Here is a 26,255-nt window from a genome sequence, read left to right as displayed (position 1 = left end):
TTCATCAGATGTGGAGTGGTGGGGGCGAGTTCAGGTTGTGGACAGGTGGGTGCCATATGCATCTTCCGCCGCTACGCTGCGCCCATCCGCCTCCCGAAGGAGTCACCGTGCCCGCATCCCCGCCCCCCTTCGCCGCACGGGCCGTCAGAGTCGCGGGCTCGCCCGTGCGCGAGATCCTCGCCCTCACCGAGCGGCCCGGCGTGATCAACTTCGCGGGCGGGCTGCCGGCGCCGGAGCTCTTCGACACCGAGGGCCTGCGGGCCGCGTACGACGCCGCCTTCGCGACCTCGGCCGCCCGGGCCCTGCAGTACTCGACCACCGAGGGCGCCCCCGAACTGCGCGCCGCCGTCGCCGCCCGGGCGAGCGCCCGCGGGCTCCCGACCGGGCCGGACGACGTGCTGGTCACCACCGGTTCACAGCAGGCCCTCGCGCTCGTCACGGCCACGCTGGTGGAGCCGGGGGACGTGGTCCTGGTCGAGAACCCGACCTACCTGGCGGCCCTCCAGTGCTTCCGACTGGCCGGGGCGCGCGTGGTGGCCGTGGACTGCGACGCGGACGGGATCGTGCCGGAGGCGCTGGAGGAGGCCGTGCGGCGCGAGCGGCCGAAGCTGCTGTACACCGTGCCCACCTTCCAGAACCCGACCGGCCGCACCCTGCCCGCCGCCCGCCGCGCCGCCGTGGCCCGGATCGCCGAGCGGCTCGGGACCTGGCTGGTCGAGGACGACCCCTACGGCGAACTCCGCTACGAGGGGGCGGAGGTCCCATGGCTGGCCGCGCACCCGGGAGCGCGGGACCGTACGGCGCTGCTCGGCAGCTTCTCCAAGGTCATGGCGCCCGGGCTGCGGCTCGGCTGGCTCCGGGCCCCGGCCGCCCTGCGGCGGGCCGCGGTGGTGGCGAAGCAGGCCAGCGACCTGCACACCTCGACGGTGGACCAGCTGGCGGCGGCGCACTACCTGGCAGCCAACGACCTGGACGCACACGTGGGCGTGGTCCGGCGGGCCTACCGCGAGCGGCGGGACGCGCTGCTCGCGGGACTGCCGGGCGCCCTGCCCGCGGGGTCGCACTGGAACCGGCCGGAGGGCGGCATGTTCGTCTGGGCGCGGCTTCCGGAGGGGTACGACGCGGGCGCCCTGCTGAAGGTCGCGGTGGAACACGACGTGGCGTACGTGCCGGGGGCCGCCTTCTTCACCGGCCCCGCGGACCCGCGCACCCTGCGCCTGTCGTTCACGACCCACACCCCCACCGAAATAGCCGAGGGCCTGACCCGCCTGTCGACCGCCCTGTTCTGAACGGGCCCTGCCCACTTCAAGCCCCGCCCGGGGGCCCCTCCCAGCGGTAGCTGGGGGAGATTGAGGCGCCCCCGGAGGGCAGAGCCGCCGCACCCGCCCACCCCACCGCACCCACCCACATCCGACCACGCCACAAGGCTTCACACCCCACCCCGATCACCGTAGCCTGACGCCCCGTCAGATCTGTGCGTGCACCCCGCGCGCCCAGGCCCCGCCGCCCCACCAGGAGCCCGCATGCTGCTGCAAGGCAAGACCGTCATCGTCTCCGGCGTCGGCGCCGGGCTCGGCCACCAGGTCGCCGCCACCGTCGTGCGCGACGGCGGCAACGCCGTCCTCGGCGCCCGCACCGAGGCCAACCTCGCCAAGTCCGCCGCCGAGATCGACCCCGACGGCACGCACACCGCCTACCTCCCCACCGACATCACCGACGAGGCGCAGTGCGCCGCCCTCGCCGCCCTCGCCCAGGACCGTTTCGGCCGGATCGACGCGGTCGTGCACGTCGCCGCCTGGGACTCCTACTTCGGCGGCCTCCAGGACGCCGACTTCGGCACCTGGCAGCAGATCCTCGACGTCAATCTCCTCGGCACCCTGCGGATGACCCGCGCCTGCCTGCCCGCGCTCAAGGCCGACGGCGGGGCCGTCGTCATCATCGGCACGCAGTCCGCCGTCGCCGCCCCCTCCGAGGTCCAGCAGGCCGCGTACGCCGCCTCCAAGGGCGCGCTGACCTCGGCCATGTACTCGATGGCCCGCGAACTCGGCCCGGACCGGATCCGGGTCAACACCGTGCTGCCGGGCTGGATGTGGGGCCCGCCCGTGCAGGCCTTCGTGACCTTCAGCGCGCACTCCGAGAACGTTCCGGAGGAGGAGGTGCTGGCGCGCCTCACCCAGCGGATGGCACTGCCCGAGCTGGCCACCGACGGGGACGTCGCGGACGCCGCGGTCTTCCTCGCCTCCGACCGCGCCCGGGCGATAACCGGCCAGTCGCTGCTGGTCAACGCCGGTGAGCTGATGCGATGAGGCCCGTCACAGCAGCCCACGCACCCCGATCCTCGGATCGTATGCTCACGCCATGAGCACTCCGAGCACCGCTCCGACCGACAACTCCATGCGCCGCGCCCTCAAGCGGGCGCGCGACGGCGTCGCGCTGGACGCGGCCGAGGCGGCCGTTCTGCTCCAGGCGCGCGGCGAGGCCCTGCGGGACCTCGCTTCCTCCGCCGCCCGGGTCAGGGACGCCGGGCTCGCCGCCGCGGGCCGCCCCGGGGTCATCACGTACTCCCGCAAGGTCTTCATCCCCCTCACCCGCCTCTGCCGCGACACGTGCCACTACTGCACCTTCGTCACGGTCCCCGGCAAGCTGCGCCGCGCGGGCCACGGCCTGTACCTCTCCCCCGACGAGGTGCTCGACATCGCCCGCCAGGGCGCCGCGATGGGGTGCAAGGAAGCGCTCTTCACGCTCGGCGACCGGCCCGAGGACCGCTGGCCCGAGGCCCGCGAGTGGCTCGACGCGCACGGCTACGACGACACGCTCGCCTACGTCCGGGCGATGGCGATCCGGGTGCTGGAGGAGACGGGCCTGCTCCCGCACCTCAACCCCGGCGTGCTGACCTGGTCCGACCTCCAGCGCCTCAAGCCGGTCGCGCCCTCGATGGGCATGATGCTGGAGACCACCGCGACCCGGCTGTGGTCGGAGCCGGGCGGCCCGCACCACGGCTCCCCCGACAAGGAGCCGGCCGTGCGACTGCGCGTCCTGGAGGACGCGGGCCGTTCCAACGTCCCCTTCACCACCGGGGTGCTGATCGGCATCGGCGAGTCGTACGAGGAGCGCGCGGACGCGTTCTTCGAGCTGCGCCGGATCCAGCGGGCCTACCACGGCATCCAGGAGGTCATCGTCCAGAACTTCCGTGCCAAGCCGGACACCGCGATGCGCGCGATGCCCGACGCGGAGCTGGAGGAGCTGGCCGCCGCCATCGCGGTCGCCCGGCACGTCCTGGGCCCGGCCGCCCGGATCCAGGCGCCGCCGAACCTGGTGGACGCCGAGTACGCCCTGATCATCGGCGCGGGCATCGACGACTGGGGCGGGGTCTCCCCGCTCACCCCCGACCACGTGAACCCGGAACGGCCCTGGCCGCACGTCGAGGAGCTGGCCGCGCGGACCGCCGCCGCCGGCTTCGAGCTGCGCGAACGCCTGACCATCTACCCGGAGTTCCTCCAGCGCGGCGAGCCCTGGCTGGACCCCCGGCTGCTGCCGCACGTGCGCGCGCTGGCCGACGGGGAGACCGGGCTCGCGGACGAGCGCGCCCGGGTCGAGGGGCGGCCGTGGCAGGAGCCCGACGAGGGGTTCACGAGCACCGGCCGCACCGATCTGCACGCCACCATCGACACCGAGGGCCGCACCTCCGACCGGCGGGACGACTTCGACCACGTCTACGGCGACTGGGAGGCGCTGCGCGAGGCCGCGGCCCCCGGCATGGCCGCGGACCCCGGGCGCAGCGACCCCGAGCGGCTGGACACCGAGGTCCGCGCGGCCCTCGCGCAGGCCGCCGACGACCCGACGGCGCTCACCGACGACCAGGCCCTCGCCCTGCTGCACGCGGACGGCCCAGCCCTGGACGCGCTCTGCCGGATCGCCGACGACCTGCGCAGGTCCGTCGTGGGCGACGAGGTGACGTACATCGTCACGCGCAACATCAACTTCACCAACGTCTGTTACACCGGCTGCCGGTTCTGCGCCTTCGCGCAGCGCCGCACCGACGCCGACGCCTACACCCTCTCCCTCGACCAGGTGGCCGACCGGGCCGCGCAGGCGTGGGACGTGGGCGCGGTCGAGGTGTGCATGCAGGGCGGCATCCACCCGGACCTGCCCGGGACGGCGTACTTCGACATCGCGCGCGCGGTGAAGGCGCGGGTGCCCGGCATGCACGTGCACGCCTTCTCCCCGATGGAGGTCGTCAACGGCGCGACCCGTACCGGGATGTCGGTCCGCGACTGGCTGACGGCGGCCAAGGAGGCCGGGCTGGACTCGATCCCGGGGACGGCGGCGGAGATCCTGGACGACGAGGTCCGCTGGGTGCTCACCAAGGGGAAGCTGCCCACCGCCGACTGGATCGACGTCATCACCACCGCGCACGAGCTGGGCATCCGCTCCTCGTCGACGATGATGTACGGGCACGTGGACCAGCCGCGGCACTGGCTCGGCCACCTGCGCACCCTGGCCCGGATCCAGCAGCGGACGGGCGGGTTCACGGAGTTCGTGACGCTGCCCTTCATCCACACCAACGCGCCCGTCTACCTGGCGGGCATCGCCCGGCCCGGCCCGACGGACCGCGACAACCGGGCGGTGATCGCGATGTCCCGGCTGCTGCTCCACCCGCACATCACCAACATCCAGACCAGCTGGGTCAAGCTCGGCGCGAAGGGCGCGGCCGAGATGCTGCGCTCGGGGGCGAACGACCTGGGCGGGACCCTGATGGAGGAGACCATCTCCCGGATGGCGGGCTCGGGTTACGGCTCGTACAAGTCGATCCGGGACCTGGTCGCGATCGCGGAGGCCGCCGGGCGGCCGGCCCGGGCCCGTACGACGTTGTACGGCGAGGTGCCCGAGGAGCGCCTGCGCGCGGCGCACGCCTCGGACGGGCACCTGCCCGAGCTGCTGCCGGTCCTGGAGTAGGCGCGGGACGCCGAGCGGCCGACGGGCCGCTCGGCGTCGTGGCGGGTCAGCCGACGAGCAGGTCCCGCTTGAGCTGCTTCAGTTCGCGCGCGTCGATGCCGAGCCCCTTGTCGAGGTAGCGGTCGAAGGAGCCGTAGCGGGCCTCGACCTCGGCGTAGCCGGCGTTCAGGTACTCGGGGCGGACGTCGAGCATCGGCTTGTAGACGGCGGCCTGCTGGGCCGGCAGGTGCGCGAGGACCGCGTCGTTGGCGGCCCTGCGGTAGTCGTTGCTGGCGAGGTAGTCGGCCATGACGGTATCGGCCGGCACGCCGAGCGCGGTCAGCAGGGAGGCGTTCGCCCAGCCCGTGCGGTCCTTGCCCGCGGTGCAGTGGAAGAGGACGGCGCGGGAGCGGTCGTTGCCGATGCCCTCGAAGACCTGCGCGTACGCCTTCTTGCCGCCCGCGCCGCTGACCATGACCTTCTCGGCCTCGGTCATGGCCTTGACGGCCTCGTCGGGGGTCTTGGGCAGGGTCTGGAAGGAGCCGGAGCCCGCGAAGACGTCGGCGACGACGTAGGTGGCGCCCGCCGGGACCTTGTCGGGTCCCTTGGTCCGCTCGTCCTCCATGCGCAGGTCGAAGACGGTCTTGACGCGCAGCCGGCCGAGCTTGGCCCGGTCGCCCTCGGTGAGCTTGTCGAGGGCGTCCGAGCGGTAGATCTCGCCCATCTTGACCCACTGGCCGGTGGTGGTGCGGTAGCCGCCCGCGTCGCGGAAGTTGGCCGTGCCGTCCAGCTTGATCAGGCGGTCGGCGAGGTGCAGGCCCTGGCCGCGGTCCGGTACGAGGTCGAACCACTGGCGGTCGGCGGCGGGCAGGCCCTTGACCACGGCCTGACCGGCGGCGCCGCCCTTCGCGACGACCTTGCCGTTGGCCTTGATCTCGACCCGCTCGACGCCCTTGGCCCTACTGGCACTGCCGGCGTCCCACTTCACGGTGAACGAGCCGTCGGCGCCGGCCGTGACGGTGGCGGCGGTGAACGGAATCGCCGAGCGGCTCCGCTCGGCCTGGTCCCCGTGGTCCCCGTGGCTTCCGTGGGCGGCGGCGGCCGGGGCGACGAGGGCGGTGAGGGTGAGCGCGGCGGCGGCGGCGGTCGCGGCGAGGAGTGCCTTCTTCATGCCGTCGAATCTGTGGGCCCGGCGCGAACGTCGCGTGAACGAGGCATGGCCGGAAACAGCCACCTCGAAGGCGAGTGGCAAAACGTGCCACTTGGCCGATCACAGGGCATGCGAGGCCGGAAGTACCCCTATTCCGGCCTTTCTCCGCACACATACGGGCCGCTTGAAAGCATCTCTCCGAAATCGAACGGGCCGGTCCACTACAGTGCCCGCCAGAGCCAGCGGGGGGATGTGTCCATGGACTTGGCGGCGGCGGACGTGACGACGGGAAGCATGACCACCGGGAGCGTGGCCACGGCCCTGTGGGGCCGGGTCGAACAGCAGGACTTCCGCAGCCGGGTGCGCGGCGCCCTGCTCGGCTCCGCCCTAGGCGACGCCCTCGGCGCGCCGATCGCCGGGCTCTCCCTCGACGGGATCCGCGAGACCCACGGCCCGCAGGGCCTGACCGAACCCGCCCCCGCCCACGGCCGGCGCGGCGCCGTCACCGCCTCCACCCAGCTCACCCTCTTCACCGTCGACGGTCTGATACGGGCCCACGTGCGCCGGGACACCGGCGCCTGGCACCCGCCCACCGACGTCCACCGCGCCTACCTGCGGTGGGCCGCCACCCAGCACGACTGGGGCCCGGACGAGCGGCGCAAGGAGAACGGCTGGCTCGCCCACGAGGAGTGGCTCTACGCCCGCCGCGGCCCCGACCGCGCCTGCATGACCGGTTTCGGCGACGAGATCCTCGGCACCCTGGAACAGCCCAAGAACCCCACCGCCCGGGACGCCGGAGCGATGGTCCGCTCCGCCCCCTTCGGACTGCTCGTCGGCTGGGAGCCGGCCCTGGTCCTCCAGTTGGCCGTCGAGTGCGCCACGCAGAGCCACGGCCACCCCACCGCCTACCTGTCGGCGGGCGCGCTCGCGGTCATCGTCCACGGTCTGACCCGCGGCGAGAGCCTCGACGCGGCCGTCCAGCGGGCCCTGGGCCTGCTCGGCTCCCGGGCCGGACAGCAGCCCGTCACCGACGCCCTCCAGCGGGCCATGGCCGCCGTGACCCGAAGCGTCCCCTCCCCCGAGATCATCGCGTCGCTCTCGCCCGGCGACGGCCACGGCGCCGAGGACGCCCTCGCCGTGGCCGTGTACTGCGCCCTCGTCGCCGAGGACGTCCGCCACGGCCTGCGCCTCGCGGTCAACCACGGCGGGAACTCCACCGCGACCGGCGCCGTCTGCGGAGCCCTACTGGGCGCCCTGCACGGCGAGACCGCCCTCCCGGCGCCCTGGCTGGCCGACCTGGAGGGCCGACCCACCCTGCTGGAACTCGCCGACGACTTCGCCCTGGAGATGACCCAGGGCCCCACCCTCCACGGCCCGACGACCTCCTCCCCGGGCTGGCTGACCCGCTACCCCAGAGCCTGACCGGTCTCGTCCACGGCCTCCGCGGGTGCCTGGTTCGGGATCCGGACCGTGATCAGGTCCCCGACCCCCGCGACCTCGTTGAGGGCCTGGGCGAGCGCGAGGAGCACCTTGCGCACGTCCTCGATCTCGCGCCGCAGCTCCGGCGCCCGATCCCAACTCCGCTCGTGGGCGACGGCATCGACGCCGGGGCCCCGCTGCCCCTCATGGCCCGCGAGCAGCGGGTGCCAGCGGCTCAGCAGGGGCCTGATCGACAGGTTCAGCACGTTGACCGCGAGCGCACCGAAGGTGACGTGCCCGGGCGACACGCGCGGGGCCACGGCGGGACCGTAGCGGCGCAGGATCTCCCGAGTGGTCGCGAAGACGGTGTAGAGGGACGACAGCGCCTCGCGCAACAACCCCTCGTCCTCGCCGAGTTCGACGACCGAGATCCGGGTGGCGAGTTCGACGTACAGCTCCCAGGCCGCTTCGCGCTCGACCGCCACCGGTTCCCAGGTGCCGCTGATCTCCGCGACGAACGGGATCGTTAACTTGACGCTGATCTGCTGCGGAGCGAGCGCCTTCGTCGCCCCGCCCGCCAGCGTGCTTCCCCGCCTGAGCCAACGACGCATGCCGAACCCCTCCCCGATCGCGAACTCTGCATGTCACCCTACGAGTTGCGTGGGATCACACAAGTGCCGGGCTCCGGGGGGCAGCCATGGAACGCGACGCGTTCATCTCGTACAGCCACAAGCAGGACGCAGCACTCGCACAAGGGCTCCAACGGGGGCTGCACCACCTCGCCCGGCCGTGGACGCGCCGCCAGACGGTCAACGTCTTCCGCGACACGACCAGCCTCGCCGCCAGCAGCGACCTCGGCGGATCCATCCAGAAGGAGCTGGCGAACTCCCGCTACTTCATCTACCTGGCATCGCCCACGGCCGCCGCGTCCCGCTGGGTCCGCGAGGAGATCGACTTCTGGATCACCCACCGGCAGATGGACCACTTCCTCATCGCGGTCAGCGAAGGAAACATCGCCTGGGACCCCGCTGCCGGTGACTTCGACTGGGAGAAGACCGACGTCCTCCCCGAGGCCCTGCGCGGCCGGTTCGCCACCGAACCCCTGTGGGTGAACCTCACGGAGATCCGGGAGAGGGGCGAGTTCTCCCTCCGCCAGGCCGACTTCCGGGACGCCGTCGCCACCCTCGCCGCCCCACTGCACGGCCGCTCCAAGGACGCGCTCGACGGCGAGGACTTACGCCAGCACCGCCTCGCGACCCGCGTCCTGCGCACGGCCGTCGTCACCCTCGCCCTGCTCCTGGTGACCTCCCTGATCGCCGGCGTCTTCGCCTGGCAGCAGCGCAACACGGCCCTGGCCCGCGCCCGCACCTCCGCCTCCCAGGCCCTGGCCGCCCGCTCCCTGGAGATGGCGGGCTCCGACCCCCGCAAGGCGGCCCAGTTCGCGCTCTACGCCGACCGGGTGGAGTCCACGGGCGAATCCGCACAGGCTCTGGGGCGGGCGGTGGCGGCGAACGGCCCGGTGGTCTGGCACGTACAGGGCGGGCGGGAGCAGACCGCCCTGTGGCACGGCCCCAGCCATACGACCTCCAACCGGGTCGCGATCAGCCAGGACGGCCGGCTCCTCGCCTACTACTCGGACTACGACGTCACGGCCAGCGACATCAACGACCGACACATCAACCTCTACGACCTCCAGACCCGCACCTCACTGCCCGAACTCAGAGGAGAGGGCTGGCCTATGAACGGCGGAGGGCTGATGCTGAGTGCGGACGGCAAGATCCTCGCCGTGGAGGTCTACCCCAATCAGATCGAGATCTGGGACGTGCCAGGCCGACGACTGACCCGGACCCTGGTCCCCGACCCCAACAGCAGTGGCCTCGACAACGCCCGCGCGCGCTTCAAGAGCACGGCTCTCTCCGCCGACGGACAACACGTGGCGGTCACCTACCTGAAGCCCGACTCCCACGAGACGGTGTACTACGGCGTCTGGAACACCGGAACCGGCGCCCGCCTCTCCGATGGCGAGGTGCAGGACCAGTCGAGCGAACTGTCCTTCATCCAGCCGGGTCAGCTCCAGGTCCTGGACGCCCAGCAGGCGCGGTTGAACACCCTGCGTCTGGATACCAACACCTGGGCCCCCACCCGCACCATCGGCGGAATGGCCCTGGACAAGGACCGCTACGCCACCGCCCTGGGGAACGGGTCCTGGGCCTACGTCACCGGCAAGGCGGGCGACGAGTTGTGGGACCTCAAGGGCGGGCGGCGCACCGCCTCCGTGGCCGAGGGCCCCGGCCGTCTCGTCGTGCCGGCCGAGGGCAAGGGCATGGCCCTGGGCGTGGACGAACAGACCCTGTCGCTCTACGACACGACCCTCAAGCGCCAGCGGGTCATCGGCTCCTTCGGCTGGCCCGTGATGGACATCGCCACGTCGGGCGACGGGCGGTGGATGGCCGCCATCGCGGAGGACGGCGCGCTCACGGTCTTCTCCACCACCGGGACACAAACGGGCGCGCCCGTCGCGAACCCGCAGCAGTTGAAGCGCGAGGAGTTCACCGAGGACCGTGGGCTCGCGCTGCGCGACGTCGACGGAGGGACGGACGTCTGGCGGGTCTCCGCCGCGCCCCCGGGCGACCTCCAGCGGCTGGGGCACCTGCCCGTCGCCATCAGCCGCAAGCCCGGTTCCACCGACTCCGTGGTGGTCACCGCCGACGGCACCAAGGCTGCGGTCTCCCAGGCGGCGAAGATGTCCCTGTGGGACCTACGCACGGGCAAGCGGATCGGCGCCGAGATGCCGATCGAAGACGACGAGCCCCGGTTCCTGTCCTTCCTTCAGGACGACGTCCACGCCCTGGTCCAGTGGAAGAAGGACGTATCCGTGGTCGACACCCGCAGCTGGGAAGGCGTCCAGCGCATCCCACACGCCACGGACCCGCTCCTCCGGGTCGGCATCAGCGGGGACCGCACCACCTTCGCCTTCACCGGGAGGGACACCACGACCATATGGCGGTGGTCGGGAGGGAAGCTGGTCAAGCAGCCCTTCGAGATGCCCGGTCCCCTCGCCATCCACACCGTGGCGTTCACCCGCAACGGTGCCAAGGCAGCCGCCGTGGACACGGACGGGCGCGTGCACCTCCTCGACGTCGCTTCGGGCCGCGCCGTCGAGAGCACGTCCGTCACCCAGAAGGGCAGCTCCGCCGTCGCCTTCAGCCCCGACGGCCGCCTGCTCGTGCAGGCGATCCCGAAGGGCAAGGACTCCTTCCTGCAGTTCTGGGACTCCGAGACCGGCGAGGCCCGGGGCACCTGGGCGCTCGACAACCAGCCGCTGGGAACGGAGTGGCACGACCGCTCCGTCCTCAACGACCCCACCGGCCAGATCCTGACCCTCGGCACCGACGGCTCCCTCGTCCGCCGCGCCATCGACGTCGCGTCCTGGCGCCGGATCCTCTGCGGGGTCGTGTCCGATCCGCTGAGCAGGAACGAACACGACCGCTACCTCTCGGAGTTGGACGTCTCGGCGCCCTGCCCACCTCGCACGTGAGCCCGTACCGTGACCCCACCCACGTCACGGAGGTCTCCGTCCACATGCCGAGCATGCCGAGCACACCGAACCTGCGGATCGCCACCACCATCTTCCTCACCGACCGGACCATCGCGCCCGTGCCGCTCGCCCGCGCCCTGGAGGAGCGGGGGTTCTCCGGGCTCTACCTGCCCGAGCACACCCACATCCCCGTCAGCCGCGACACCCCGGCCCCGATGGGCGGCGCGCTGCCCGAGGAGTACGGGCGCACCGTCGACCCGTTCGTGGCACTCGGCCAGGCCTCCGCCGTCACCGAGCGGCTGCACCTCGGCACCGGGATCACCCTGGTCGCCCAGCACGACCCGATCGGGCTGGCCAAGCAGATCGCCACCCTCGACCACCTCTCCGGCGGCCGCTTCACCCTCGGCCTCGGCTACGGCTGGAACGTCGAGGAGGCCGCCGACCACGGGGTGCGGTGGCGGGAGCGGCGCGAGCTGGTGCGGGACCGGATGGCCCTGATGCGCGCGCTGTGGGCGCCCGAACCCACCGCGTACGTCGGCCAGTTCTCCGGGGTCCGGGCCAGCTCGGCCTTCCCCAAGCCGGCCCAGGTCGCCCGTGAGCTCGCTTCCGGCGTCCCGCTGCACGGCCCCCGCACCCTGATCGGCGGCCAGGCCGGGCCCAAGCTCTTCGCCGCGATCGCCGACCACGCCGACGGCTGGATGCCCATCGGCGGCGGCGGGCTGACCGAGTCCCTCCCCGCGCTGCGCGCGGTGTGGGAGGCCGCGGGGCGGGACCCGAAGTCCCTCCAGGTGGTTCCGTACGCCGTCCGGCCCACTCCCGGGAAGCTGGCCCACTACGCGGACCTCGGCCTCGACGAGGTCGTCCTGCAACTGCCCTCCGCGGACGGGGCCGAGGTCATGCGGACACTGGACGAGTACGCCCAGTACCTCTGATACCACCGGAACTCGAAACCTCCGAACGACCCCCGATCCCGGCCCTCTTGACCCGCGCACCTAGACTTCCCGTCTGAAATGAGCCATGGGCGGGAATCGGCCCGCACACGCGACGGACGGGGGCCGGGCCGGGATGCGGAACTCCGATCTCGACGTGTCCCAGGACGACCTCGGCCGGCTCGCCGACGACCTCGACGCGATGCAGTCGTACCTGGAGGAGCAGACGCGCCGCATGGACGGCGACGTCGACGGCATCGCGGCGGGCTGGCAGGGCCCCACCGCCACCACCTACCGCAGTCTCCACCGGGGCGTGGCGCAGGACGCCGTCCGCATCCGCCAGGTCCTCGTCCTGCTCGAAGCGGCCACCCGGGCCAGCCGGGACGGCTTCACCGAGCAGGAGCTGGAGACCCTGTCACGGCTCAAGAGGATGCGGGACACCGAGGACGTCCCCGCGGCGGCCCGCGCCCTGGAGTCGCCCGACCCGGCCCCGGCCCCGGCCGCGCCGCCCGCGCGTCCCCAGAGCCGGATCCTGGACATGTGAACCACGGGGGATCAGCGACACCATGACGGACGACGACCGCATAACCGTCGACTTCGCGACGCTGCGCAGGCTGTCGGGCGAGCTCGAAAGCATCCTCAAGACGCTCAACGAGAAGCTCGACGGCCTGTACGAGCGCACCACCGAGGTGGTGCTGAGCTGGGACGGCGAGGCCCGCGACGCCTTCGTCGACGAGCTGGACACGTGGGACCGCTCCGCGCAGGACCTCGTCGCGGCCCAGGCCTGGCTGCACGAGGTGGTCCTCAAGGGGCACCTCAACTACGACGCGGCCAACCGCTCCGTGCCAGTCCGACCCGCCGACCGCCGCCTGGCCGCACAACAAGCCGAAGATCGGCGGCTCCTCGACCTTCACCGACTACGCACGCCCAGTCGCTGACGGAGTACAACCTCAAGAACCGCCGCTCCGAGATCCAGGCGTGGCTCACCGGGCCGCCGCCGCCCGCCGAGGGCACCAACAAGGACTTCACCAGTACCGCGCCGAACGGTGAGAACAGCGGCCGCTACGTCTCCAAGCAGCCCGACCCCGCCCACCCGGGGTCCGGTTACAAGGACAACGGCCTGAACGCCAAGGCCGTCGACGTGAAGAACGTCAAAACGGTGCTCAAATACGACTCCCGCCTCGATCCGCCGTACATCATCTACACCTCGATGCCCGCGCCGTGATCGGACCCGTGACCGGTCCCGTGACCGGCCCCGAACCCCTTGGACCCCCGATGAACGCACCCGGAAGCACGGCCGCGGACGCTTGGGAGGGGGCCGCGCTGCGGCTGCTCGACGACCCGTACGTCTTCGCCTCGGTCGGGCCGCGGCTGCGCCCCGACTGGGCCGAGGACGTCCTGGCCGTGCTGCGCCGCGAGCACGCCGACCCGCGGGGCTGGACCGGCCTCGACTGGGACCGGGACGGCGAGGAGCGGGCCGCGGCCGGCCCCTCCTTCCCCTTCCGCGCGGACCTCACCGCCGCCGCCCTGCCCGCGACGCTGTACCCGCTGGAGCGCGCCGCCGCGACGGACCTGCTCGCCTCGTTCACGCAGGAGTGGACCTTCGCGACGGCCCCGCTGCACGGACGCCCGGCCGCGGCGCTGGAGGCGGTGCGGGAGGACGCCCGCACCCTGCTGCGGCGCTTCGACGGTGGCGGGGCGGGGGCCGAGGGGACATCCCCCGCCTACTGGACCACCTCGCCGTCGGCCCGTACGAGCGCCACCCCCGACTTCCTCCGGGAGCGCCTGGCCGGTGGCGGGGCCCGCTGGACCGACTACCTCGAAGAGCTCGGCCTGGTCGTGGTGAGCGCGGCCGAGGTGGGCGTCTTCTGGTCCTTCAACGCGCAGTGAACCGACCGGAATCCGCCATCGGGAGACAATGACCCCATGCTCACCAGATCCGCCAGCTACCCCGACCGGGAAACCGCCCAGTGGGCCACCCAGCGCGTCGTGACCGCCAACGAGCAGGCCATCCACCGCTGGCTGGCCCAGGGCACCCGGCAGCGGCTCACCATCGAGGCCGCCTGGCCCTCGCGGGAGGAGCCCGTCGGGCGGGTGCTGCTCGAAGCGATGCTGCTCGCCGGGCGCGACCCGGTCGACGTCCGCGCGGCCCGCATCGTGCTGCGGCGCGAACCGGCCGCCCCGCACGGGTTCGTCGTACTGACCACCGTCCCGATCTACCTGTAGAGGCCCGCCCCCGTGTCCATGAAGCCCCTCGAACACGACCGGCGCTACGGCGAGCTGGACCAGGTCATGCGCGCCTACCTCGGCCAGCCCGCCGATGACACGCCCGAACGGCGCAGCACCGCCCTCGACGCCTACCTCCGCCACACCTGGCACACCCGCCCCTGGGCCATCGCCGAGGCGGAGCGCCAGCTGCGCGAGTACGGGCGTACGCCCCCGGGCCGGCTGCGCCTGAGCCTCGGGGAGTACTACGCGGTCCCCGACACCGGCATGGCGGAGTCCGCCGTCGGCGCGTGGCTGCTCGTCCTCGCCGACCACCTCAAGGCGAGCGTCGAGAACGGCGAGGTGCCGGAGCCCGCGACGCCGCGGACCCACTGGGAGTGGCACGCCCGCTTCCCGGAGACGGGGCAGCTGTTGGGCGGCTGGTTCTCCCAGGACATCGTGGACCAGTTCGACGACCACGACGCGGCCATCGCGGACTACGCCGCGACCACCCACCCGCACCTGGTGGCCCGCCTGGTCGGCGAACTGAACGAGCTGGTCGCGCTCCCGCTGGAGGAGAGCGACTACGCCGTGGCCGTGGCCGAACTGGGCATGGAGGTGGGCGTCCCGGAACCCTTCTCCTACGGCGCCTGGCTGAGCCTGGTAGCCGCCGACCTCACCGCCTGACCCGGCCCGACCCCGAGCACCGGCCCCCGGCCAACCCAGCCCGTCCGGCACCCGAGCAACGGACCCCGGCCACTTCAGCCCGTCCGGCGTTTGAGGACCGGGTCCGGGCGGAGCCCGGGGTGCGCCGCACCAGGCTCCGGGCTCCGGGATCCGGCTGCCGCGCGTCGTCCCGGGCTCCGCCCGGACCCGCGCCTCAAACTCCCCCAGCTACCGCTGGGAGGGGCCCCCGGGCGAGGCTGAATGCGCAGCGGCTAGGCCAGGGACTTGCGGGCGGCCTTGGCGGCGGCCTTGACCGCCTTGCGCTCCTTGCGTTCGGCGCCGATGCCACCGAAGAGCGCGAGCCCCGTGACGGTGACGCGCGGCGAGCCGGCCGTCCCGGGCCCGCTCGCGCGGTCACCGAAGCCGCCCAGGATCCCGATGCCCTTGACCTCGCACTCCAGGTCCGGCGGTACCACCACCGACATCCCGCCGAAGAGCGCGAAGCAACGGATGCTCGCCTCGGCCCCCTCGAAGCGCGCCTCGCGCAGGTCGATGACCCCGCCACCCCAAAGGGTGAAGGCGGTGAAGGTCCGCCCCACCGTCCAGTGGCCCCGCCGGGCGAAGCCGCCCCAGACCGCGAAGGCCCCGGACGAGGTCGCCCGCCCACCGGTGCGCTCGCCCCAGCCGCTCCCCGACGCCGCGACGACCGAAGTGGCGGACCCGCACCGCACCGGGAGGTCACTGGTCAAGGTGGCCAGCTCGCCCCGGGTACGCGCCTTCAGCGCCGCGCCCAGGCGTTCGTCGAACTCCTCCATGTCGAGGCGGCCCTCCGCGACGGCCTGCCGGAGCGTCTCGGTCACCTCTTCGCGTTCGGCATCGGAGGCACGCATCTCAGGGAGTTGGTTCGTCATGTACACACCCTAAAGAGGCGGCTTCCCGACGGACCAGGTCAGCCCCCGTACAAGGCGTCGATCTCGGCCGCGTAGCGCTCGGTCACCACCTTGCGGCGCAGCTTCAACGTCGGGGTCAGGGCGCCCGACTCCACCGTGAACTCCCCCTCCAGGACGTGGAACGCACGGATCCGGGCGGGCCGCGAGACCGACGCGTTGGCCTCGCTCACCGCGGCCTCCACCAGCGCGCGGACCGCCGGGTGCGCGGACGGCGCACCGGCCAGGTCGAGGCCCTCGCGGGCGGCCCAGGCCGTGACCTCCTCCGTGTCCAGGGCGATCAGGGCGACCGGGTGGGGGCGGCGGTCGCCCACCATCACCGCGCGCGAGACGAAGCGGGAGCGCTGGATGGCGAACTCCACCTCCGTCGGGGTGATGTTCTTGCCCGACGAGGTGATGATCAGCTCCTTCTTCCGGCCGGTGATGCTCAGGAAGCCGTCCTCGTCCAGACGTCCCGTGTCGCCCGTGTGGAGCCAGCCGTCGCCGTCCACGGCCGCGGCCGTGGCAACGGGGTCCGCGTGGTAGCCGGGGAAGACCATGGGCCCCCGGGCCAGCACCTCCCCGTCGTCCGCGATCCGCACCTCGCAGCCCGCTATGGGCCGCCCGACCGTCCCATACCGCACGGCCGCCGGATGGTTGAGGCTGATCACCCCGGCGGACTCGGTCATCCCGTACCCCTCGAAGACCGCGATCCCGCAGGCCCGTAGGAAGTCCAGGGTCGCGGGCGCGATGGGCGCGCCGCCCGTCAGCGCCCACTGCAACCGCCCGCCGAGAGCTCCCCGCACCAGGGAGTAGAGGGACTTCTCGGCCGCCTCGTACGCGTCCCGCGAGGCGGCCGGAAGCTCACCGTTCGCCGCCGACACCCCGAGGCGGACCGCCTCCTCGAAGCGCTCCCGGCCGCCCTCCTGCGCTTCGGCGAGCGAGAGCACCACCGAGTGCAGCTTCTCGAACAGCCGCGGCACGGACGGCAGGTGCGTCGGCCGGGCCTCGGCCAGCTCCGAGATGACGTCCTCGATCCGGCCCCCGAAGTACGCCAGCTCCCCGCCCTCCAGCAGGGTGGTGAACTGGATCAGCTGCGCCAGCAGGTGGGCGAGCGGCAGGTAGAGGTACGTCGAGTCGCCCGGGCCGCCCTTGATCAGCGGGAGGGTGGCGTCCTGGATGGCGCCGAGGTTGCCGTGGGTGAGGCGACAGCCCTTGGGCAGGCCGGTGGTGCCCGAGGTGTAGACGATGGAGGCGTCGTCTTCCGCGCCGACCGCCGCCGCGCGGGCGTCGAGCTCCCCCGTGGCTCCGCCCTCCGGTGCGAAGGAGGACAGGAACGGGGTGCGAACCAGCGACAGATCAGCCGAGTCCGCCGGGTCCATCAGCACCACCTCGCGCAGGTCCGGCAGCCGGTCCCGCAGGGCCGTCACCCGCGCCGCCTGCGCCTCGTCGTCGCAGACGACGACCACCGACCCCGAGTCGGAGAGCACCCAGGCCAGTTCCTCGGCGCCCGCCGTCGGGTACACCGGCACGATGACCGCCCCCGCCGCGAGCACCCCGAAGTGGGTGCAGGTCCACTCCGGCCGGGTCTCGGCGAGCACGGCGACCCGCTCGCCCGGCGCCACCCCGAGGGCCAGCAGCGCCCGGCCCGCCTCCTCGACCAGGGCGTCCAGTTCGGCGTACGTCCGGGTCCGCCAGCTCCCCGCGCGCCGGAAGCGCTGGGCCGGCTCCGGCCCGTACCGCCGTGCGGTCCAGCGGGTGAACACCGCCAGCGTGTCCGGTCGCACAGCGTCCATCGGTATCGCCTCCAGGGCTACCAGCGGGTACGGGGGGTACGTACGGACGACGCTAGGCAGCCGATCGCCCCCGGGGACATGACCGGAAACGTCACCCCGGCTGACCCCAGCGCTCATTGCGGCTACCGTCGCGGGCATGGGGAGGCGGACGGTCACCGTGCACCAGGTGCGCGCCGTGCTCGCGGGCGCGCGCACCACCGGCGTCGACGTCGTGCCGCTGCTCCAGGAGGCGCAGATTCCGCCGCTGCTGCTGGGGGACGACCGCGCGCGGGTCACGCCCGCGCAGTTCGCCCGGCTCTTCCGCGCCCTGTACCGGGTCACGCAGGACGAGTTCCTCGGCCTCGGCACGGCCCCGAGCCGCCCCGGCACCTTCGCCATGATGTGCCACGCCTCGCTGGGCTGCCGGGACCTGGGCGCGGCGATCGAGCGCGGGGCCGCCTTCTACCGGCTCTTCCCCGGCGGCCCGGAACTGACCCTCGAAGCGGGGGGCGGAGCTACGAGCGGGGCTACGGGTGGGGTTACGGCTGGGGCTACGGCTGGAGCGCTGGCCTGGTTCGGGGTCCACAACGACTTCGGGCGGGACGAGGACCGCTTCCTCACCGAGTGCCTGCTCGCGATCTTCCACCGGCTGTGCAGCTGGCTGATCGGGCGGCGCATCCCGCTCGCCCACGCCTCCTTCGGCTATCCCGCGCCGCCCCACGAGGACGAGTACGCCCTGCTCTTCGACTGCCCGGTGCGCTTCGGGCAGCCCCGCACCGGGGCCGCCTTCGACGCGCGCTGGCTCGGCGCACCGCTCGTGCGGGACGAGGCCGCGCTGGACGCGATGCTGCGCCGCGCCCCCTTCGACCTGCTGTCGCGTCCGGAGTACGGGACCACGGTCGCCGAGCAGGTGCGCCGGGCGCTGGCCCGGCAGCTGCGGGTGTCCCCGCGCCTGCCGGAGGTCGCGGAGGTGGCGGGGCGGCTCGCGGTGTCACCGGCGACGCTGCGGCGCCGGCTGCATGCGGAGGGGACCTCGTTCCAGCAGCTCAAGGACCACGTGCGACGGGACGCGGCGATCGCCGGGCTGGCCGAGGGCGGGGAGCCGATCGCGGAGTTGGCGGCGCGGCTGGGGTTCTCCGAGGACACCGCCTTCCACCGGGCGTTCCGCCGCTGGACGGGCACCACCCCGGGCGCCTACCGCGCGCAGCCGGCGTCCCTGGACGCGCCGACGGACCCGGTGGCCGCCGCGCCCCCTGCGGCCTCGATGGACCAGCCGCCGGGTCCCTCTTTCGGGTGAAGTTTCCGGCGTGCCCGCCACCGGGTGGGACGGGATCGTGGGGTCGGGTGCGGAAGGGTGGGGCACCCCGCACGCCCCACCCGGCCCCTCGGGAGAACCACCCATGCGCATCCGCAGCACCGCACTCGTCACCGCGACCGCCCTGACCATCACCCTGGCCCTGCCCGTCGCGGCCTCGATCCCCGCGAGCGCCGCCCACGCCCCGGCCGGGGCGGGCGACCGCGCCGCCCGGCCCGGCGACCTGCTCTCCGCCGTCCCCTCGGCCTTCCGCCCCACGCCGATCCAATCGACCAACACCCGCGCCTGGAAGATCAGTTACCGCTCGACCACCGCCACCGGCGCCGCGAACGTCGTCTCCGGCACCGTGATCGTCCCGCAGGACGGCCGCAGCGGCCCCCGCCCCCTGATCGGCTACGCCGTCGGCACGGTCGGCCTGGACGACTCCTGCGCCCCCAGCGCCCACCTCCCCAAGGGCACCTCCGCGGAGGGCGGCATCATCCAGCGGCTGCTCCAGCGCGGTTGGGCGGTGGCCGTCACCGACTACGAGGGCCTCGGGACGCCGGGCCCGCACACCTACAGCGTCGGCCCCTCGGCCGGCCACGCCGTCCTCGACGCGGCGCGCGCGGCCCAACAGCTGCCGGAGGCGGGCCTGTCGACCGCCGGGCCGGTCGGCCTCCTCGGGTACTCGCAGGGCGGCCAGGCCACCGGCTGGGCGGCCGAGCAGCAGCGCGCGTACGCCCCCGAACTCCAGGTCAAGGGGGTGGCGGCCGGCGGGATCCCCGCGGACCTGCGCAAGGTCGCGGCCGCCAACGACGGCCGGGGCGGCTCCGGCGTCGTGCTCATGCTCGCCGCGGGCCAGGACGCGGCCTTCCCGGAACTGAAGCTGGACTCCCGCCTCAAGCCGGCCGGCAAGGACCTGGTCGACTACCTCAGGACCCACTGCGCCGCGATCGACACCGTCGTCGGCTCCTTCAAGCGGATGGCCGACCTGACCACGACGGACCCGCTGACCCTGGCCGACTGGCAGGCCCGCTTGGACCAGTCCAGGCTCGGCGGGAGCGCGCCCGCCGCGCCGGTGTACCAGTACCACGCGATCAGCGACGAGCTCATCCCGTACGCGGTCGCCCAGCAGCTGCGCGCCGACTGGTGCGCCAAGGGCGCGGACGTCCGCTGGCGCGCGATCCCGAACCGCGGCCACATCACCGGAGGGAACAACGGCGCACCCGCGGCGGCCGACTGGCTCGCCGACCGCTTCGCCGGCCGCCCCTCGGACGGCGACTGCGCGACCGCCGGGCCCGGCGCCGGCGGTGGGGGACGTGCGGGCTCGGGTCAGCAAAGGTGAGCGGCCCGGTCAGCGACCTTCCTACCGGTCGGTCACTACGGTCTCCTCACCACACCCCCCACCGGACCCCTCGGGAGAGCCGCCCCATGCGCATCCGAAGCACCGCGCTCGCCGCCGTCGCCGCCCTGGCCCTGGCCGGCGCGATCCCCGCCACCACCGCACACGCCACCACCGCCCCCGCCGCCGCCCCCGCCGCCGCCGCTCAACCCACCGGCCGGCCCGGTGACGTGGTCGCCGTCGCCCCCTCGGCCTTCCACCCGCTGCCGGACCAGCCCACCAACACCCGGGCCTGGAAGGTCCATTACCGCTCCACCACCGCCGACGGCACGCCGAACGTCGTCTCCGGCACCGTGATCGTCCCGCAGGACGGCCGCAGCGGCCCCCGCCCCCTGGTCACCTACGCCGTCGGCACGGTCGGCCTCGACGACTCCTGCGCCCCCAGCAACAACCTCCCCAAGGGCACCAGCATGGAGGCCAACCTCCTCCAGCAACTCACCGCGCGCGGTTGGGCGGTGGTCGTCACCGACTACGAGGGCCTCGGCACCCCCGGCCTGCACACCTACACCGTCGGCCGCTCGGCCGGCCACGCCGTCCTCGACGCGGCGCGCGCGGCCCAAAGGCTGCCGGAGGCCGGCCTGTCGGCCTCCGGCCCGGTCGGCATCATGGGGTACTCACAGGGCGGCCAGGCCTCCAGCTGGGCGGCCGAGCTGCAGGACTCCTACGCCCCCGAACTCCAGGTGAAGGGGACCGCGACGGGCGGGGTGCCGGCGGACCTGCTCAAGGTCGCGGCCGCCAACGACGGTTCCTACGGCTCGGGCCTCGTCTTCATGGCCGCGGCGGGCCAGGACGCGGCCTTCCCGGAGCTGGAGCTGGACTCCTACCTCAACCCGGCCGGCAGGACCCTGGTCGACCAGCTCAAGACCACCTGCGTCGCCGCCGGGGCGGTCACCGGCTCCTTCAAGCGGATCGCCGACATGACCACGACGAACCCGCTCTCCCAGCCCGACTGGCAGGCCCGCTTGAACCAGTCCAGGCTCGGCGGGAGCGCACCGGCCGCGCCGGTGTACCAGTACCACGCGCTCGGCGACGAGCTCATCCCGTACGCCGTCGGCAAGCAGCTGCGCGCCGACTGGTGCGCGAAGGGCGCGGACGTCGACTGGACCACGATCTGGATCGGCGGTCACGTCACCGGTGCGATCAGCCAGTCCCTCGCGGCCGGCAATTGGCTCGCGGACCGCTTCGCCGGGCGTCCGACGACCGGCAACTGCTGAGCGCGCCGGCATCCCTGCCAGGAGTTCCGCCAGCAGCCCCGCCGGTCACTCGCCGGCGGGGCACGCGCGCGTCCCCGTGGCCAGCTCCCCCTCGACGAGGAAGGCGTTGACCCGCTCGCGCACGCATCCGGAGTGGATGTAGGCGGCGTGCCCGTCGCCCTTGTAGTCCAGCACCCCCGCCGAGCCGAGCCGCGCCGCGGTCTCCTCGGTCCAGCGGTACGGGGTCGCCGGGTCGCCGCGCGTGCCGACCAGCAGTACGGGCGGGGCGCCCGGCCGGTCGATCCCGCGCAGGAAGTCGCTGCCGGCGGGGCGCCCGTAGCAGGACAGGACCGTCATCAGCTGGTGCGGTCCGAAGAGCGGCGAGGCGGCGCGGAACTCGGCCGCCCGGGCGTCGATCTCCTTCTCGATCACCGCCGGAGCGGCCTTCGCGTCGCCCCGGTCGGGGTCGTCGGCGCAGTTCACGGCGATCAGCGCGGCCTGCATGTTGTCCGCGGGCACCGGTGTCGCCCCGGGCGGCGGGCTCACCTGCGGGGGCGGCGGCCCGATCGGCCCGCCCAGTTGCAGCAGCCCGGTGGCATCGGCCTCCCGGTCGACCATCGCCAGGCCCTCGGCGAGCCCGGGCCAGCTCTTCTCGGAGTAGAGCGCGCCGCCGATGGCCTCGACGACGTCCTGCCCGGTGAAGTGCGAGCCGTCCTCGCCGACCAGTGGATGCCGGTCGAGGTGCGCGACGAGATCGGTCAGGTTCTCCTTGGCGCTGCGGGTGTTGCTCCCGAGGGCGCAGCCGCTCTGCCGGGTGCACCAGCGCAGGAAGTTCTCCAGCGCCTGCTGCTGGCCCTGGGCCGATACGAGCGCCTGCTGGGCCAGCGGTTCGGTCAGCGTGTCCACCCCGTCGAGGACCATCCGGCCGACTCGGCGCGGGAACAGGGCGGCGTACGCGGCGCCCAGCCGGGTCCCGTAGGAGAAGCCGAGGTAGTTCAGCTTCGGGTCGCCGAGCACCTGGCGCATCACGTCCAGGTCCCGCGCCGCGTGGTCGGTGCCGATGTACGGCAGCACGGGCCCGGAACGCTCGGCGCAGCGCTCGGCCACCGCGCGCAGGGCGGCGAGCTGCGCGGCGGGGTCGTCGTCGCCGGCCCCGTGGTCCGCGTCGAGGGCGCCGCCGCAGCTGATCGGCGCGCTGTGGCCGACCCCGCGCGGGTCGAAGGCGACCAGGTCGTAGGACTCGCCGAGGTCGGCGAAGGCCGTGGGATCGGCGGCCAGCCCCTCGATGCCGGGAGCGCCGGGCCCGCCGAAGTTCAGCAGCAGCGAGCCGAGCCGCTTGCGGCCGTTGGCCGGGATCTTGGCCAGGGCCAGCTCGATCGTGCCCTTGGCGGGGTCGGCGTGGTCGAGGGGCACGGTGAGGGTGCCGCAGCGCATGGCGGCGGGCGCGCCGGGCTGGTCCGGGCAGCCGCCCCAGCGCACGTGCTGCCCGTAGAAGCGGGCGAGGGGGGCGGAATCGGGGGCGGCGGGATCGGAGCCGGGGCTCGCGCCGGGGCCGGGGCTCGCGCCGAGCGAGGTCAGCGCCACCACGGCGGCGGCGCACACGACGGCGGTACGGCGGGAACGGAACCGGTGCACGGCGCCCTCCTCGGCGGCTGCCCCCGGACCACCATAAGCGGGTCGCCCGCCTCCCGCCCGCCCACGCGGGACGGCAGCGGTACGGCCCCGGCACGGCCCCGGCCAGCGCCTGTACGGCCCCCGGGACAGCAGCGGTACGGCCCCGGCTCAGCGGCGGTAGAGCTCCTCGATCTCCCGCTCGTGGTCGCGGGCGACCGCCGACCGCTTGAGCTTCATCGAGGGGGTGAGGTGGCCGCGCTCCTCCGTGAAGTCGGCGGGCAGCACCGCGAAGCGACGGATCGATTCGGCGCGCGAGACGAGCTTGTTCGCCTCGTCCACCGCCTTCTGCAACTCCGCGCGCAGGTCGTCGTCGTGCACCAGCTCCGTGAGCGGCATCCGCTGCTTCTTGTGCATCTGCCGCCAGTGCACCAACCCCTCTGGCTCCAGGGTGATCAGCGCCGTGACGTACGGGCGGTTGTCGCCCACGACCATGCACTGGCCTACGAGCGGGTGGGCGCGGAGCCAATCCTCCAGCGGCGCGGGGGCCACGTTCTTGCCGCCCGAGGTGATGATGATGTCCTTCTTGCGGCCGGTGATGCTCAGGTACCCGTCGACGTCGAGCTCGCCGATGTCCCCGGTGGCGAACCAACTGCCCTCGGGCAGGCCCGCGCCGCTGTTCCAGTACCCGGCGAAGACGTGCCGGCCGCGCAACAGCACCTCGCCGTCGTCCGCGATCCGCACGGCGGTGCCGGGCAGCGGCCAGCCGACCGTGCCGAGGCGGGGTCGCAGCGGGGGCGTGACCGTGCTGGCCCCGGTCGTCTCGGTGAGCCCGTACCCCTCGAAGACCTCGATGCCCGCGCCTGTGTAGAAGGCGGCGAGGCGGCGGCCGAGCGGGGAGCCGCCGCTCAGCACGTAGCGCACCCGACCGCCGAGGGCGGCCCGGATCCGCTGGTAGACCAGCGGGTCGTAGAGCGCCCGGGCGGCGCGCAGGCCGAGTCCCGGGGACTTGCCCTCGACCAGCTCGCCGTAGCTGCGGGCGATGCGCGCGGCCCGGTCGAAGGAGGCGGCGCGGCCCATCTTCTCGGCGGTGGCGCGGGCGGTGTTGTAGACCTTCTCCAGCACGTAGGGGATGGCGAGGAGGAAGGTCGGGCGGAATCCGGCCAGGTCGGCGAGCAGGTCGTCGGTCTGGATGCTCGGGGCGTGGCCGAGCTTGACGCGGGCGCGCAGGCAGCCGATGGCCACGGTCCGGCCGAAGACGTGGGAGAGCGGGAGGAAGAGCAGCGTCGAGGCCGGGTCCTTGCTGACGGACCGGAAGACGGGGTGCAGCAGGGCGACCGAATTGTCCGCCTCGGCGAGGAAGTTGCCGTGGGTCAGGACGCAGCCTTTGGGGCGGCCGGTGGTGCCCGAGGTGTAGATGAGGGTGGCGACGGAGTCGGGCGCACAGCGCTCGCGGCGCTCGTGCACGAGCGCGTCCGGGATCCGCTCCCCCGCCTTGACCAGCCGGGCGAGGGCGCCGGTGTCGAACTCCCACAGGTGCGCGAGGCCGGGCAGGGCGACGCGTTCGCCGCTGATCACGCGGGCCTGCGCGGTGTCCTCGACGGCGCAGGCGACGGCGCCGGAGTCCTCGATGATCCAGCGGGCCTGGTGGGCGGAGGAGGTGGGGTAGATGGGTACGGTGACCAGCCCGGCCGCCCAGCCGGCGAAGTCGAGCAGGGTCCACTCGTAGGTGGTGCGGGCCATGATGGCGAGCCGGTCGCCGGGCCGCAGGCCCTCGGCGATCAGGCCCTTGGCCACGGCGAGCACCTCGGCGGCGAAGGCGGCGGCGCTCACGTCGTGCCAGACCCCGTCGCGGTCCTTGCGGGCGAGGACGGGCTCGTGCGGCGCCTGCCGGGCGTTGTCGAAGGGGATGTCCCCGAGGGTCCCGTGGGCCGAGGGGCCGACGAGCGCGGGGACCTCCACCTGCCGGACCACCCCGTCGATCACGGTCTTGACGGGCTCCACCAGCTGCGGGGGCTGCTGCTGCTCGGCTTCCACGGTGCACGCTCCTCGACCCGGCTCGGCTGTTACCGCCGGTAATCTACCCAGCGGTAACAGCGTCCGACCAGCCCCCGGGCCCCTTTTTCCAGCCTCGTGAGCAGCCCGGGAGCCCCAAAAGCCGGCTTATGGGTGCATCGAACCGGCACGGGTACCGATGCCGATCCCACGACAACAAGGTCAAAAGGGAGACCCCGACACAGAACGGAACCCCTCCGTGCAGCTCCCCCGCGCATCCCTCGTCGTAGCCCTCGCCGGCCCGACCCTCCTCATCGGCGTCCCGGCCCAGGCGACCCCATCCGACATCCCCGAGCCGACAGCAACCGCCTCGGCCACCGCCACCGCCACCCCGATCGCGACCCGTGCGGCGGCGGGAAAGAACATCTCGCTCAGCCTGAGATCCGTACCCCCCGAGTTCGTCGCGGGCGGCGACTGGGGGACCTTCACCGTCGTCGTCGACGTCAAGGGCGACGAGCCGGCCGAGGGCCGGGAGCTCTCCCTGGAAGTCGCGGCCCTGCCCGACGAGACCCTCACGCCCGATGACTACGTCGTACAGGTGCTCGACGGCAGCCTCTGGAAGAACGTCGCCGCCACAGACCTCTCGAACGACTGGAGCGCTTACTACGACCTGTGGCCCGTGGACCGCGCGTTCCCCACCGGCCGGACCGAGGTGCAGGTGCGGATGCGCTTCCGGGAGGAGGCCGAGCTGCACGCCTTCACCCTCCAAACGTCCATGTCCAGCACCCCCGACCGCGTCGAACCGTCTGAACACGCCGTCGCCCGCGTCGTGGGCCCGCCCACCGGGGGCGGCGACCCCACACCGGAGCCGACCCAGGACCCGGAGCCCGGCCCGGACCCCGAGCCGACACCAGACCCCGAGCCCACGTCGTCCCCGACCCCGACCCCGGACCCCGAACAGACCCCCCGCCCCACACCCGACCCGGGCGCCGGAAGCGGCCAGGGCCCGGGCGGCGACTCAGGAGCTGGGGCAGGGACCGGGCCGGACCAGCCGGTCCCGCCGGGCTCCGGCCCGCTCGCCAGCACCGGTGTGGACGCTGCCACCGCATGGGCCCTCGGCGGCGCCGGGGTCGCCCTCATCGTGGGCGGCCCCCTCGTCGTGCGCTTCCGGCGCGGAAGGCACCGCGACGACGGGTCCGCCGCCGCCTGACCGGGGC

The 26,255-nt window shown here is 73.5% G+C and carries 22 protein-coding genes; 16 read left to right on the top strand and 6 right to left on the bottom strand.

Annotated features, from left to right (window positions below):
• Window positions 1–56 precede the first annotated feature (56 nt).
• The 3 genes from ACIBEA_RS23960 (at window position 57) to ACIBEA_RS23950 (ending at window position 4,956) form a co-directional block, all read left to right on the top strand.
• Window positions 57–1,289 carry a PLP-dependent aminotransferase family protein gene (locus ACIBEA_RS23960; RefSeq protein ID WP_399264121.1) on the top strand — a complete coding sequence of 411 codons (1,233 nt, stop codon included), beginning with the start codon at window positions 57–59 and terminating at the stop codon, window positions 1,287–1,289.
• 234 nt (window positions 1,290–1,523) lie between these two features.
• On the top strand, window positions 1,524–2,306 hold the full coding sequence (locus ACIBEA_RS23955) for an SDR family oxidoreductase (protein ID WP_399264119.1): 783 nt from the start codon (window positions 1,524–1,526) through the stop codon (window positions 2,304–2,306).
• A gap of 52 nt (window positions 2,307–2,358) precedes the next feature.
• Complete coding sequence (locus ACIBEA_RS23950) at window positions 2,359–4,956, top strand: bifunctional FO biosynthesis protein CofGH (protein WP_399264117.1); 2,598 nt, start codon at window positions 2,359–2,361, stop codon at window positions 4,954–4,956.
• 46 nt (window positions 4,957–5,002) lie between these two features.
• Here ACIBEA_RS23950 and ACIBEA_RS23945 read toward each other — a convergent pair whose 3' ends face one another.
• On the bottom strand, window positions 5,003–6,106 hold the full coding sequence (locus ACIBEA_RS23945; protein WP_399264115.1) for a tyrosine-protein phosphatase: 1,104 nt from the start codon (window positions 6,104–6,106) through the stop codon (window positions 5,003–5,005).
• Window positions 6,107–6,379: 273 nt separating this feature from the next.
• Between ACIBEA_RS23945 and ACIBEA_RS23940 the strand changes: the two genes are divergently transcribed.
• Window positions 6,380–7,507, top strand: coding sequence for an ADP-ribosylglycohydrolase family protein (locus tag ACIBEA_RS23940; RefSeq protein ID WP_399264404.1), 1,128 nt, complete (start codon window positions 6,380–6,382; stop codon window positions 7,505–7,507).
• Here the strand turns inward: ACIBEA_RS23940 and ACIBEA_RS23935 are convergent.
• A complete protein-coding gene (locus ACIBEA_RS23935) occupies window positions 7,492–8,115 on the bottom strand; it encodes a hypothetical protein (protein WP_399264113.1) in 624 nt (207 codons plus the stop codon). The genes ACIBEA_RS23940 and ACIBEA_RS23935 overlap by 16 nt on opposite strands.
• Before the next feature lie 86 nt (window positions 8,116–8,201).
• Between ACIBEA_RS23935 and ACIBEA_RS23930 the strand changes: the two genes are divergently transcribed.
• The 8 genes from ACIBEA_RS23930 to ACIBEA_RS23895 all read left to right on the top strand — a co-directional run bounded on the left by ACIBEA_RS23930 (window position 8,202) and on the right by ACIBEA_RS23895 (window position 14,863).
• Window positions 8,202–11,042: a toll/interleukin-1 receptor domain-containing protein gene (locus ACIBEA_RS23930; RefSeq protein ID WP_399264111.1), complete on the top strand. Its 2,841-nt coding sequence runs from the start codon at window positions 8,202–8,204 to the stop codon at window positions 11,040–11,042.
• Window positions 11,043–11,113: 71 nt separating this feature from the next.
• Window positions 11,114–11,974: a TIGR03619 family F420-dependent LLM class oxidoreductase gene (locus tag ACIBEA_RS23925; protein WP_399264402.1), complete on the top strand. Its 861-nt coding sequence runs from the start codon at window positions 11,114–11,116 to the stop codon at window positions 11,972–11,974.
• 133 nt (window positions 11,975–12,107) lie between these two features.
• The gene (locus tag ACIBEA_RS23920; RefSeq protein WP_399264109.1) at window positions 12,108–12,515 is read left to right on the top strand and encodes a WXG100 family type VII secretion target; all 408 of its coding nucleotides are present in this window, start codon (window positions 12,108–12,110) and stop codon (window positions 12,513–12,515) included.
• 22 nt (window positions 12,516–12,537) lie between these two features.
• The gene (locus ACIBEA_RS23915; protein ID WP_399264107.1) at window positions 12,538–12,909 is read left to right on the top strand and encodes a WXG100 family type VII secretion target; all 372 of its coding nucleotides are present in this window, start codon (window positions 12,538–12,540) and stop codon (window positions 12,907–12,909) included.
• Complete coding sequence (locus ACIBEA_RS23910; protein ID WP_399264401.1) at window positions 12,906–13,196, top strand: RNase A-like domain-containing protein; 291 nt, start codon at window positions 12,906–12,908, stop codon at window positions 13,194–13,196. Before ACIBEA_RS23915 ends, ACIBEA_RS23910 begins: the two co-directional genes overlap by 4 nt.
• Window positions 13,197–13,246: 50 nt before the next feature.
• The gene (locus ACIBEA_RS23905) at window positions 13,247–13,861 is read left to right on the top strand and encodes a hypothetical protein (RefSeq protein ID WP_399264105.1); all 615 of its coding nucleotides are present in this window, start codon (window positions 13,247–13,249) and stop codon (window positions 13,859–13,861) included.
• Window positions 13,862–13,897: 36 nt separating this feature from the next.
• Window positions 13,898–14,197, top strand: coding sequence for an RNase A-like domain-containing protein (locus tag ACIBEA_RS23900; protein ID WP_399264103.1), 300 nt, complete (start codon window positions 13,898–13,900; stop codon window positions 14,195–14,197).
• Between the two features lie 12 nt (window positions 14,198–14,209).
• A complete protein-coding gene (locus ACIBEA_RS23895) occupies window positions 14,210–14,863 on the top strand; it encodes a contact-dependent growth inhibition system immunity protein (protein WP_399264101.1) in 654 nt (217 codons plus the stop codon).
• Between the two features lie 251 nt (window positions 14,864–15,114).
• Here the strand turns inward: ACIBEA_RS23895 and ACIBEA_RS23890 are convergent, their stop codons facing one another.
• Window positions 15,115–15,753, bottom strand: a complete 639-nt coding sequence (locus ACIBEA_RS23890) for a DUF1707 domain-containing protein (protein WP_399264099.1) — start codon at window positions 15,751–15,753, stop codon at window positions 15,115–15,117.
• A 38-nt stretch (window positions 15,754–15,791) separates the two neighbouring features.
• Entirely contained in the window at window positions 15,792–17,564 is a 1,773-nt protein-coding gene (locus ACIBEA_RS23885) for an AMP-dependent synthetase/ligase (protein WP_399264097.1), read from the bottom strand.
• Between the two features lie 136 nt (window positions 17,565–17,700).
• Between ACIBEA_RS23885 and ACIBEA_RS23880 the strand changes: the two genes are divergently transcribed.
• The 3 genes from ACIBEA_RS23880 to ACIBEA_RS23870 all read left to right on the top strand — a co-directional run bounded on the left by ACIBEA_RS23880 (window position 17,701) and on the right by ACIBEA_RS23870 (window position 21,453).
• Window positions 17,701–18,840 carry an AraC family transcriptional regulator gene (locus ACIBEA_RS23880; RefSeq protein WP_399264095.1) on the top strand — a complete coding sequence of 380 codons (1,140 nt, stop codon included), beginning with the start codon at window positions 17,701–17,703 and terminating at the stop codon, window positions 18,838–18,840.
• A 103-nt stretch (window positions 18,841–18,943) separates the two neighbouring features.
• Entirely contained in the window at window positions 18,944–20,182 is a 1,239-nt protein-coding gene (locus tag ACIBEA_RS23875; RefSeq protein WP_399264093.1) for a lipase family protein, read from the top strand.
• Window positions 20,183–20,268: 86 nt separating this feature from the next.
• Window positions 20,269–21,453, top strand: coding sequence for a lipase family protein (locus ACIBEA_RS23870; protein WP_399264091.1), 1,185 nt, complete (start codon window positions 20,269–20,271; stop codon window positions 21,451–21,453).
• 45 nt (window positions 21,454–21,498) lie between these two features.
• Here ACIBEA_RS23870 and ACIBEA_RS23865 read toward each other — a convergent pair whose 3' ends face one another.
• Together ACIBEA_RS23865 and ACIBEA_RS23860 are read right to left on the bottom strand one after the other, a co-directional pair.
• Window positions 21,499–23,067 (bottom strand): alpha/beta hydrolase, encoded by a 1,569-nt coding sequence (locus ACIBEA_RS23865; RefSeq protein ID WP_399264089.1) that lies wholly within the window; start codon window positions 23,065–23,067, stop codon window positions 21,499–21,501.
• A 147-nt stretch (window positions 23,068–23,214) separates the two neighbouring features.
• On the bottom strand, window positions 23,215–25,080 hold the full coding sequence (locus ACIBEA_RS23860) for an AMP-dependent synthetase/ligase (RefSeq protein ID WP_399264087.1): 1,866 nt from the start codon (window positions 25,078–25,080) through the stop codon (window positions 23,215–23,217).
• Window positions 25,081–25,297: 217 nt separating this feature from the next.
• On the opposite strand from ACIBEA_RS23860, the gene ACIBEA_RS23855 reads away from it, so the two are divergent.
• Entirely contained in the window at window positions 25,298–26,248 is a 951-nt protein-coding gene (locus ACIBEA_RS23855) for a hypothetical protein (protein ID WP_399264085.1), read from the top strand.
• Window positions 26,249–26,255: the final 7 nt, after the last annotated feature.

It is taken from the genome of Streptomyces sp. NPDC051555 (assembly GCF_044454405.1).
Classification (GTDB): domain Bacteria; phylum Actinomycetota; class Actinomycetes; order Streptomycetales; family Streptomycetaceae; genus Streptomyces.
The sequence above is the reverse complement of the archived record's forward strand: the minus strand, read 5'-3'. Positions and strand labels throughout refer to the sequence as shown.

Excerpts from the sequence above, each read along its gene's own strand:
- ACIBEA_RS23960 (WP_399264121.1), top strand. The coding sequence starts at position 57 with ATGCATCTTCCGCCGCTACGCTGCGCCCATCCGCCTCCCGAAGGAGTC.
- ACIBEA_RS23955 (WP_399264119.1), top strand. The coding sequence starts at position 1,524 with ATGCTGCTGCAAGGCAAGACCGTCATCGTCTCCGGCGTCGGCGCCGGG.
- ACIBEA_RS23950 (WP_399264117.1), top strand. The coding sequence starts at position 2,359 with ATGAGCACTCCGAGCACCGCTCCGACCGACAACTCCATGCGCCGCGCC.
- ACIBEA_RS23945 (WP_399264115.1), bottom strand. The coding sequence starts at position 6,106 with ATGAAGAAGGCACTCCTCGCCGCGACCGCCGCCGCCGCCGCGCTCACC.
- ACIBEA_RS23940 (WP_399264404.1), top strand. The coding sequence starts at position 6,380 with ATGACCACCGGGAGCGTGGCCACGGCCCTGTGGGGCCGGGTCGAACAG.
- ACIBEA_RS23935 (WP_399264113.1), bottom strand. The coding sequence starts at position 8,115 with ATGCGTCGTTGGCTCAGGCGGGGAAGCACGCTGGCGGGCGGGGCGACG.
- ACIBEA_RS23930 (WP_399264111.1), top strand. The coding sequence starts at position 8,202 with ATGGAACGCGACGCGTTCATCTCGTACAGCCACAAGCAGGACGCAGCA.
- ACIBEA_RS23920 (WP_399264109.1), top strand. The coding sequence starts at position 12,108 with ATGCGGAACTCCGATCTCGACGTGTCCCAGGACGACCTCGGCCGGCTC.
- ACIBEA_RS23915 (WP_399264107.1), top strand. The coding sequence starts at position 12,538 with ATGACGGACGACGACCGCATAACCGTCGACTTCGCGACGCTGCGCAGG.
- ACIBEA_RS23905 (WP_399264105.1), top strand. The coding sequence starts at position 13,247 with ATGAACGCACCCGGAAGCACGGCCGCGGACGCTTGGGAGGGGGCCGCG.
- ACIBEA_RS23900 (WP_399264103.1), top strand. The coding sequence starts at position 13,898 with ATGCTCACCAGATCCGCCAGCTACCCCGACCGGGAAACCGCCCAGTGG.
- ACIBEA_RS23890 (WP_399264099.1), bottom strand. The coding sequence starts at position 15,753 with ATGACGAACCAACTCCCTGAGATGCGTGCCTCCGATGCCGAACGCGAA.
- ACIBEA_RS23885 (WP_399264097.1), bottom strand. The coding sequence starts at position 17,564 with ATGGACGCTGTGCGACCGGACACGCTGGCGGTGTTCACCCGCTGGACC.
- ACIBEA_RS23880 (WP_399264095.1), top strand. The coding sequence starts at position 17,701 with ATGGGGAGGCGGACGGTCACCGTGCACCAGGTGCGCGCCGTGCTCGCG.
- ACIBEA_RS23875 (WP_399264093.1), top strand. The coding sequence starts at position 18,944 with ATGCGCATCCGCAGCACCGCACTCGTCACCGCGACCGCCCTGACCATC.
- ACIBEA_RS23870 (WP_399264091.1), top strand. The coding sequence starts at position 20,269 with ATGCGCATCCGAAGCACCGCGCTCGCCGCCGTCGCCGCCCTGGCCCTG.